This is a genomic window from Nodularia chucula CCY0103 (genome assembly GCF_963923915.1).
GTDB classification, from domain to species: Bacteria; Cyanobacteriota; Cyanobacteriia; order Cyanobacteriales; family Nostocaceae; genus Nodularia; species Nodularia chucula.
Window position 1 is genome coordinate 40,550 of the sequence record NZ_CAWUOL010000006.1, and the last position, 9,080, is coordinate 49,629.

Below are 9,080 nucleotides of genomic sequence, written 5' to 3' on the forward strand. Positions count from 1 at the left end.
CAAGAATTGGTATAAATCCTATCTATTTAACGTACCTCTTTCAAACTATCAACCTGTTTAGTAAACATTTCCGTAAATAAACTCATCACAGTCCTTTCTTCCCGTACCTTAATATTAGCCACAATCGACATTCCCGACTGCAAAGATATATTCCTACCATTAATATCTAAATATTGTTTATCTAAACTCACCGTTGCCGGAAATCTATAAAATCTGTGTGTTTCGTCTGGGGGTAAAGCATCTGAACCGATACTAACTACTTGTCCTTTAATATCACCAAACTGGCTAAAAGGAAAAGAATCAATTCTCACATCAGTTTTCATTCCTTCCCGCACAAAACCAATATCTCTATTCGTAATAAATACCTCGGCAATAAACTGATCATCAGGGACAATTTGCAGTAAAGTTTGACTAGCATTAGCGACAAAACCTGGATTTTTTGCTTGTAAGTCAAAAACTGTCCCCGCCACAGTAGCACGAATTTCTTGATATTCAAAGTTTAACTGAGCCTGAGATATTTTATTATTTATATCTGCCAATGTTTGTTGATTGCTTAATAGGATTCTGGTGAATTGGCTATCAATTTCAGCAATACGTTTTTTATTATCAGCTATTTTTTCTAATACATTTTTTCCAGAAGCAGCTACAGTATTTTTATGTTCCTGTTGTCCTTGCTCAATTCCCAACCGTAAACGTTGCATTTCCTCATCTAATTGAGCTATTTCTGAACTAAGGGTTTGCACTTGTTGTTGTTGATTGAGATATTGTAGCTGAGAAATACCACCTTCTTCCGCGAGAGTTTTAATTTTATCTAAAATACCCTGTTGAATAACTAAACTAGATTGAGTATTATTCTTTCTCTCTTGGATTTGAGCCAGTTGTTTCTTCGTTTTCTCCACTTCTAACTGTGCCGCAGCCGAGCGAGAGTCTAATTCTCTTTGAGCAAATTGTAATCGTTTTTGTTCATCAATTCCTAAGCCAGCAACTGTATTTATGTTATTTAATTCAGAGCGTAATAATTCATTTTCTTTAAGTAATGCTGTTCTACTTTTGAGCAAAAACTCGGTATCTGCTGGTAACTGAAGTTGTGAAAATTCTCCGTCGGTTACTGTGGGATCACTCGTTGACATTAACTGCCGATAAGTTGCATTTTCTGCCATTAATGCAGTGCGAATTTCTTTTAAAGCCTCTAATTCTGCAACTGTAGCCAGAGTCTCAAAAGTCAGTAGCAAATCTCCTGGTTTGACTTTTTCTCCATTTTTAATATGAACAGATTTTACTACTCCATTTACAGGAGCTTGAACTTCTTTGACTGTCCCCTCTGGTTTCAGTTGTCCAGTAGCTGGGACGACTTGCTCAATTTTGGCGAAATAAGCCCAAGTGATGCCAAAACAAGCTAGACCTATTAAGGTCATCATAATTGCACGTGACCAAATGGGCGATTGGCGTAAGACAACTGATTGTTCAAAGTTGGTATATTCAGCATTAGCGAAAGATGTCGCTTTAGAGGAATCTGCTTTCACACCGTTTTGAGAATTACCGTTATGATTGCCATTAAGTAGAGTCATGGTGATTTTATTTGTGGGGGAAAGAATGATTAATAGAGTTAGGACTTACTCAGAAATTACCAAAAGGCTTAATTTAATGAACCGCCAAGTCGCCAAGTACGCCAAGAATTGGTGGAGTGTGCGTAAGTCCTGAGAGTTACAAATTCACTTCTTGTTGCTGATAAAGATAAAAATAATGTCCTTTAGCAGCCATTAAATCTCGATGGTTTCCTTGTTCTATAACTCTGCCATTATCCATGACAACAATCATATCTGCATGGCTGACGGTGTTGAGGCGGTGGGTAATAAAGAATACGGTGTTACCTTGAAAGGCTTGGGCGAGATTTAAACAAACTTGTCTTTCTGTGGGATAGTCTAGGGCGCTGGTGGCTTCGTCTAAGACTAATAGTTGGGGTCGTTGTAAAATAGAACGTGCGATCGCAATTCTTTGTCTTTGTCCTCCTGAAAGTCCTGCACCTCTTTCTCCCACTCGTGTATTGTACCCATTGGGTAAGGACATAATAAAATCGTGAGCCACAGCAATGCGCGCAGCTGCAATAATTTCATCAGTGGTGGAATCAGGATTTGTTAAAGCGATATTTTCCTGAACAGTTCCATCAAACAACAGTGTTTCTTGAGGAACTACACCCACCTGTCGCCGTAGGGAATAAAGTTCGACTTTAGAAATATCATAATTATCAATTAAAATTCTGCCTGATTCGACTTCGTATAATCTCAGCAGTAATTTCATTAATGTACTTTTACCGGAACCACTTTGACCAACAATCCCAATAAATTTACCCGATGGAATATCGAGATTAACGTTAGAAAGTTGCAAAGGTCCACTAGTCGCAAATCGGAAGGAAATATTTTCAAATTTCACGCTTCCAGAAATTGCGGGTAGGGGAATATTTTCGCGGTCTTCTTCACCTTCTTGTGGTGTATCCACAATATCGCTTAAACGTTCCAGGGATAAAGCAGTTTCTTGGAAACTCTGCCACAGTTGAGCTAATCTTAATATCGGGCTGGTGACGTAACCAGAAATAATCCGAAAAGCGATTAATTCCCCTAAAGTTAATTCTCCTTGCAGAACTAAATAAGCACCTAACCACAATACTAATAATGCACTGAGTTTATTCAGAAAACTACTGGTAGAATTAGCCAAGGTGGACGTAATAACTGTTTTAAAACCAGCCGCTACATATTTAGCATAACGTTGTTGCCAGGAAAAACGCGATTGCAGTTCAATATTTTGCGCTTTTACTGTTTGGATACCCGACATAACTTCAACTAAATAAGATTGAGTATGGGCGTTCCGTTCAGCTTTGGTGCGTAATTGTTTACTAATTGTGGGAGAAGCAATTAAGGTGATGATGATAAATATCGGTATTGTCCCTAAACCTACTAAGGTTAATTGCCAACTATAAAACAGCATAACGACAATATAAATTATCGAAAATACTGCATCTAATACGACAGTTAAGGCTGTACCTGTGAGAAATTGGCGAATATTTTCTAATTCGTTAATCCGCGTTGCTAGTTCACCTACAGGACGGCGTTCAAAGTAGCGCAATGGTAGCCGGAGTAAGTGATCAATAATTTCTGACCCCAAGCCCATATCAATGCGGTTAGTGGTATCGACAAATAAGTAAGTTCTTAATGTAGTCAGTAAGGCTTCAAAGATGCCAACTACTAACAGTAACACGCCTAATATATTCAGGGTACTAATACTATTTTGAACTATGACTTTATCGATAATTAACTGAATAACTAAGGGGTTAGCTAACTGGGCTAATTGTACAAAGAAGGAAGCAATAAATACTTCTATCAGAACTTGTCGATATTTGGAGAGATAAGGAAGAAACCATTGAATACCAAAGCGTTCTTGGGGTGTTTCTTTTGTCGCTGTGAGTAATAAAACTTTTACCTGGGGAGGTAAATTGTTTTCATCTATATCTAATTTGCTGACAAATTCCGCAGGTTTACATCTGACAATTCCCTGGGATGGAACACCTGCAACTATGGTGTGAGGATTGGTTTCGTATAAGACAGCATAACTATCACCATAATAAATGAGTGCTGGTGTGGGAATGCGAGTGATTGCAGCAACGGGTAAGTCGATTAATTGCGATTTGAGTCCGATAAATTCGGCGACGTAAGCACAAGCAGGAAAGGATATATTACCTTGGCGTTTGATTTGTTCATTTAAGAAGCGCTGAATTACTTCCCGGCGATGGGGAATTGCTAGGTGTTTGGAGAGCATTTGAAAACAGGCAATGGTGCTGTTTAATTCGCCTTTACCTTTGACAAATGGGTAATTTTGATATTTTTGTCTACCGGGTTCTGGAGAGGTTTCCGATGGGGGAATTTCTTGGTAATCGGCGTAGGGAATTTCTGGCTGTTCGGTGCTATTTGCTGGGGGATAATTAACAGGAACCTTGGGCTGATGGTTCTCTAAAAATGACAGGTTTTCAGGAGATAATCCAATGAGACGTGCGGGATTTGTGCCTTTAACTTCTATGGTTTTGGTTAATTCTAAGGGGGAACCGGAAGGAAAGTTTGTGACTGAATTATTACTGCTAACAAACCAGATATTTTCTCTATCTAGTTGGTTAAGGGAGGTGGTTCCTGGATTTATGTAATGTATTTTAGCTGTGGATAAGGCCTGTTCTGCAAGTTCGGTAAAATTAAGGATGGCGTTGGCTTGTTTTTCTACTTGTGAACCCAGGATATCAAATACTTCTATCAGATGACTGCGGTTTAAGCGTGCGTTGCTAAAGTGGGGGTAGGAAGTGAGGAGGCGCAAATATTCGGTTTTGCTTAAGGAGAGACAGATAACTTCGGTGGATGCGATCGCAGTTTCACAGGCTACATCTCGTAATATACTAATCTCACCGATGATTGCACCTGGTGGTAACAATTTTAATGTTGTTGGTGTTTGAGTTTGGGGATGATATCCTAATAGTCTAACTTTGCCTTCGTAAATAATTGTAATTTGTTCGGTGAGGTTTTCTTTGCCAATAATTTTTTGTCCGATGCGATATCGCAAGGCTTGGATTTTTTGAGATAGCTGGGTAATTTCTGATTCTGGTAGATGCTCAAACCCGTCTAACTTGGAAATAAATTCTTGGAAGGAACTGGTAATATAAGTCATGCTTTGATAAATATATATAGAAATGTCTTCATCACCTAAAAGATAAATTTATATTGTTAGTTTTATCCCTGAGATGTTGCCGAATCTAGTTGGCGAATCTGGCAATTTTGCTCTGTGATTTGGGCTTGCAACCAAGTATTGAATCGTTCATTAAGTAAGCGTTGACGCAGGGAATTATCTAACTGTGTGAGTAACATTTTTTCTAGGCGGACTATAACTATCCAGTTTTCTAGTTGGGTTGGCGGTAATAGTTGCTGTGGTTGGCTTGTAGATAGCATTTTTGCTAATGCTGGATGGATGGTTTGCAATTCTACTGGACCGATTAAACCATTTGTTTGGGCTTCGGTTCCTTGAGAATATTCTTTGGCTAATTCGGCAAATGTTTGTTCTCCGGCTTGGAGGCGAAAATATATTTCTTGAGCAATACCAATGTCGTTGGTTCTAATGAGTGAATATACTACTCGATTCAGTTGGTGTTTGCGCTGGGAAAAATAGGATTCTAAATCGTTTCCCCAGGTGAGATGTTTGAATTTTTCGATTTTAAATTGGCGAATGGCGATCGCATTCCACTGTTCTAGACTGAGATTATTTTGTTTTAACCAACGCTGAAACAGTTCATCAGAGGTAATTTGATAATGTTGGGCTAACTTTTCACCAGCGATTTTTTCTTCTTCTGGTGTACATGAAATTGGTGCGATCGCTTGGTCAAGCACTATTTCTTTGATCAGGGCTGGCAGCATTTGGTATTTTTCTAGCAATGGTAATACTTCTATTGCCGTCATCTGGCGATCGCCCACTTGTAAAACTGGCATCATGTTACCTTCAATGTTTGTTGCCACTACAATTAACCCTCTTAAGAAGATAATGGAAATACTTTGAGAAAAGATTATGAATTGGTTAAATTTGAATGCTTGTATATTAGTTAGTTTTGTGCATTTAACATCACAACCTCAACTGATGCTAATTTTCTAGACTTATCTAGATATAGTAATCCACTTTGATTTTTCAGCCTATTTGCATAGGTAGGGAGTGGGAAAAACCCTTTTTATCTTGTACTGAGATTGTTAAAATCTCAAATAGGAGTCCTATAGATACTGCTCACTTACTTATAGCACTAAATTCTGGTATATATTCAGACAGAGCCATAATACTTAAAATAAATTTACCCTGCTTGCAACCAGGGAAATGAAGCGCAGTCTAGTATTGTGATTTTGATCCGATTCGTTCTTCAAATCCCAAAGTCTCAAGCCTATATTTCTACGTTGATTACTTTCTCTAAACGATTAGTTTCATATTTTGCTTCTTGAAGTAATTCATTCCAATCATTTGGAGGATGACCACTTTCCAGCATTTTCTGAAAAATTAGATAAGCGTCTGTCTTACTATGATATGCTCGCTTAGAGTTTTCATCGTTAACCCAGGCGAAGACGATAATTTTGCTCTCTTGGTGATATCGAAAAAACAGTCGGTACTGCTGAAAAAATTTAGCTCTAAACCAGTGTTTGTAATCATCTCCCAGTGTAGCGCCTTGGCGGTAATCACTACGTGTTGGATCTTGAGGAATAATATCAAATGCCAACTTTGCGATCGCCGCTAGACGTTTTGTGGCGTTTTTCTTCTTGTAGTCTTGGGGATACCTTTGACGCAAATGCTCAACCTGCGTCAGAAGTTCTTCAAACTGGTTGAGAAATAGAGAATGGGCAAATATATTCCACCCATTAATTACCAGTGGCTGATCTACAGACACACTTATTCATCCTCGTCCGAGAGTGCTGCATCAAGATCAATATCAACTTCAGATACCAAGGACTGAACACGGTTGAATAAATCTGAGCTAATTGCTTTTAAGTGCTGAGGGTTTTTTTCCATATCTCGTGCTAGAAAATTCAAAAACTTCCCCAGTACAGGGTCGCTTTCCGTCTGTTCAGCGCGAGAAATCATCACTTGACCGTCAGACTGGATAGTATAGCAGATTTTATCCCGCTTTTTCAAGCCAAGGACTTTACGAACGGCATCAGGGACTGTAGTCTGATAACGGTCAGTTAGGGTAGATTCTGAGCATGGGGATAGTTTTACAGCCATAGCGAACCTTTAAAGTCTATCTTCAAGGTAATGCAAATGCATTGTCTTGTCAAGAATGGCTAATGCGATCGCATAGCGGTTTCTTTGGAATATCCTCAAGAACTTGTGCGTATTTATGAGTTCCGATCCCCTCTTAAAAATTGATATTTCTGAACTCTTAAGAAAGCCTTAAGGTTGAAAGCGAAGGTGTTGGAGCGATCGCACTTGGGCAATAGTTTCAAAGTCACGGTCATTGTGGAGCAAAAGTAAATTATTGTCCAGCGCAGCTTGAGCAATACAGCAATCAATTGGACTACGAACGGTGAGTCCTTTTCGGCGCAAGTCATAGTAAATGCGAGCAGCCGTTTGCCAGGAATGAGATGTAAGTTCAATGTAGTTTTGTGCTTCGAGATAAGTGGAGAGGAGAGTCCACTCTTGTTCATTCAATGTTCCTTGCAGCAATTCAAGCTGAGTAAATCGGGTGAGGAAAATTTCCCGCCCAGCAATCAGAGCTTCGAGTTGTGAACGAACTTGACCGTTGCGATCGCGGAAGACACTGATCCAAACAGATGTATCAATCAGCAACATGACGAGTTTCGCGCAAAGCTTTATGGTCGAAATTTGGATCAAAATGAATTTGTCCAGCCAAGTCGAGAAGGTTTTTTTGGCGGCGCGATGTTCCAGAGGAGCCACTTCGCGAACGCACAAGTTCTTGCAGAGCGAGTTTAATCAGTTCTTCTTGAGTTGTGAGATTGGTAAGTTGCAGGGCTTCGTTGAGAAGGGAGTCATCGAGATTGAGGGTGATTTGCATAGGGTAACTATGGGAAAATTGGTTTTAGTCTAGTGTAGCTAACCCCACGTTAATAAATTTGTCCCGCCAAGTCGAGAAGATTTTTTGGCGGCGCGATCGCATAATTATTGTATGTTTTAATACTGAAATATCTTTTCTCATTCTGTCTGCTACACCGCAGTGTTGGACTGTTGACGCTGGGAAACTTGAATCAATAGCCGCAACGCTTCATTTACTGCGGTATCATCGGGGAAAGCTTGGGCTATATCAGGATCTAAAAGCACTAAATTTGTTCCTGTACGATATCGCTCGACGTACTTGCCCCTAACTCCTCCGTTCATTTGGGTGAAATCATACTTAGGTCGTAATTCGTCTTCCATTTTGTTTTCAACTTCCTTATTTATTAACAAAGTAACCTGATATGCTCACCTCAAGCCACAATTTTGTAAGACAGGCGATTGCACTTCTATTACCAATTTTCCGCACCTCACAAAACCGCGTTGCTCCCTGTTATGCTGCGTTCGCACTCTCAATAGATATTCCATCTGCATTTTCAGGATCTTCAAGCGTAGCCTCAGATGTTTGCTCTGCATATTGCTGCCATGCTGATAGTAACCAAGAAGGAAGCTGATCATGACGTTTGACAGCTACACGAGCTTTTGCATATGCCATATGTGGTTCTAGCACAGTGCGAACTAATAAGCTATTGGCATTAATTTGTATTGGCGCAATTGCATCAGGAGCATGAGTTATGTCTTCGCGGGTCTGTAGATAGAGTGGTACTAGATAGTGCATTTTGCCGTAGTACCAGTATGAAAACTGCAAATTGCGATTGATAGACCATTGTATAGATCCTGCAATAGCACACATTTGAGCAACTCTGGGTGTACTCTCAAGAAACGGAATGCGTTCTGGATGATCGGTAAGAATATGGTCATGCATCATCACAATTTCCGCACCTGGTCTGATTATCAAAGGTTCTGGAATTTCAGGTGGAACTGGTAATTCAGGCGCAGAAATTTGAGAACCAGCAGTTACTAAATACCAAGGTGGTTGGTTTACTCTATTTTGTTCAAAAACCAAATAAATTGGAGTCCCGTACCTTGTTTGTAAATGACCTGCTGTTACATATAGTTGATTAGCACTATGAGTAAAATTACCTTGTTCGACGCTCCATGCAACGTGAACGGCAAGGTAGTACTTCAACACAAAATTGTCGTTGCCCCAAGTCTCGCTAAGTGCGCTGGCTACTATGTTTTCAAGCAACTCATCCCGAATGAATGCAAAACGATTAAAGCGCGCAATTACATGATTAGTGTAAGGCTCACCCAATTGTGCCACTAATGCATCACGTTCAAACATTAACAATATGCCTAAATAATCAATTTGAATAAGACTCAATCGAAACTACTCTAACCGATAACTATAAAATTGCGCCTTATCTGTAATATAGGCGCCATAAATAGTCATTAAACGTAAAGTTATCGTATAATCTCTTTCTTGTTCAAGATACAAAAGATTAAGTTGT

Annotated in this window: 9 protein-coding genes; all 9 read right to left on the minus strand. The window is 39.5% G+C overall.

The window, feature by feature from the left end:
- Positions 1-26 precede the first annotated feature (26 nt).
- A complete protein-coding gene (locus ACM0OP_RS03525; RefSeq protein ID WP_414527004.1) occupies positions 27-1,568 on the minus strand; it encodes an HlyD family efflux transporter periplasmic adaptor subunit in 1,542 nt (513 codons plus the stop codon).
- Between the two features lie 136 nt (positions 1,569-1,704).
- On the minus strand, positions 1,705-4,701 hold the full coding sequence (locus tag ACM0OP_RS03530) for a peptidase domain-containing ABC transporter (RefSeq protein ID WP_414527005.1): 2,997 nt from the start codon (positions 4,699-4,701) through the stop codon (positions 1,705-1,707).
- Between the two features lie 62 nt (positions 4,702-4,763).
- Positions 4,764-5,516: a peptidylprolyl isomerase gene (locus tag ACM0OP_RS03535; protein ID WP_414527061.1), complete on the minus strand. Its 753-nt coding sequence runs from the start codon at positions 5,514-5,516 to the stop codon at positions 4,764-4,766.
- 434 nt (positions 5,517-5,950) lie between these two features.
- Positions 5,951-6,448, minus strand: coding sequence for a type II toxin-antitoxin system YhaV family toxin (locus ACM0OP_RS03540; protein WP_414527006.1), 498 nt, complete (start codon positions 6,446-6,448; stop codon positions 5,951-5,953).
- Positions 6,449-6,450: 2 nt separating this feature from the next.
- Positions 6,451-6,783, minus strand: a complete 333-nt coding sequence (locus tag ACM0OP_RS03545; RefSeq protein WP_414527007.1) for a type II toxin-antitoxin system PrlF family antitoxin — start codon at positions 6,781-6,783, stop codon at positions 6,451-6,453.
- A gap of 168 nt (positions 6,784-6,951) precedes the next feature.
- Positions 6,952-7,350 (minus strand): type II toxin-antitoxin system VapC family toxin, encoded by a 399-nt coding sequence (gene vapC, locus ACM0OP_RS03550; RefSeq protein WP_414527008.1) that lies wholly within the window; start codon positions 7,348-7,350, stop codon positions 6,952-6,954.
- Positions 7,337-7,573 (minus strand): type II toxin-antitoxin system VapB family antitoxin, encoded by a 237-nt coding sequence (locus ACM0OP_RS03555; RefSeq protein WP_414527009.1) that lies wholly within the window; start codon positions 7,571-7,573, stop codon positions 7,337-7,339. The genes vapC and ACM0OP_RS03555 overlap by 14 nt, the downstream gene beginning before the upstream one ends.
- Positions 7,574-7,722: 149 nt before the next feature.
- On the minus strand, positions 7,723-7,956 hold the full coding sequence (locus ACM0OP_RS03560; RefSeq protein WP_414527062.1) for a hypothetical protein: 234 nt from the start codon (positions 7,954-7,956) through the stop codon (positions 7,723-7,725).
- 106 nt (positions 7,957-8,062) lie between these two features.
- Entirely contained in the window at positions 8,063-8,953 is an 891-nt protein-coding gene (locus tag ACM0OP_RS03565; protein WP_414527010.1) for a DUF3825 domain-containing protein, read from the minus strand.
- Between the last annotated feature and the right edge of the window lie 127 nt (positions 8,954-9,080).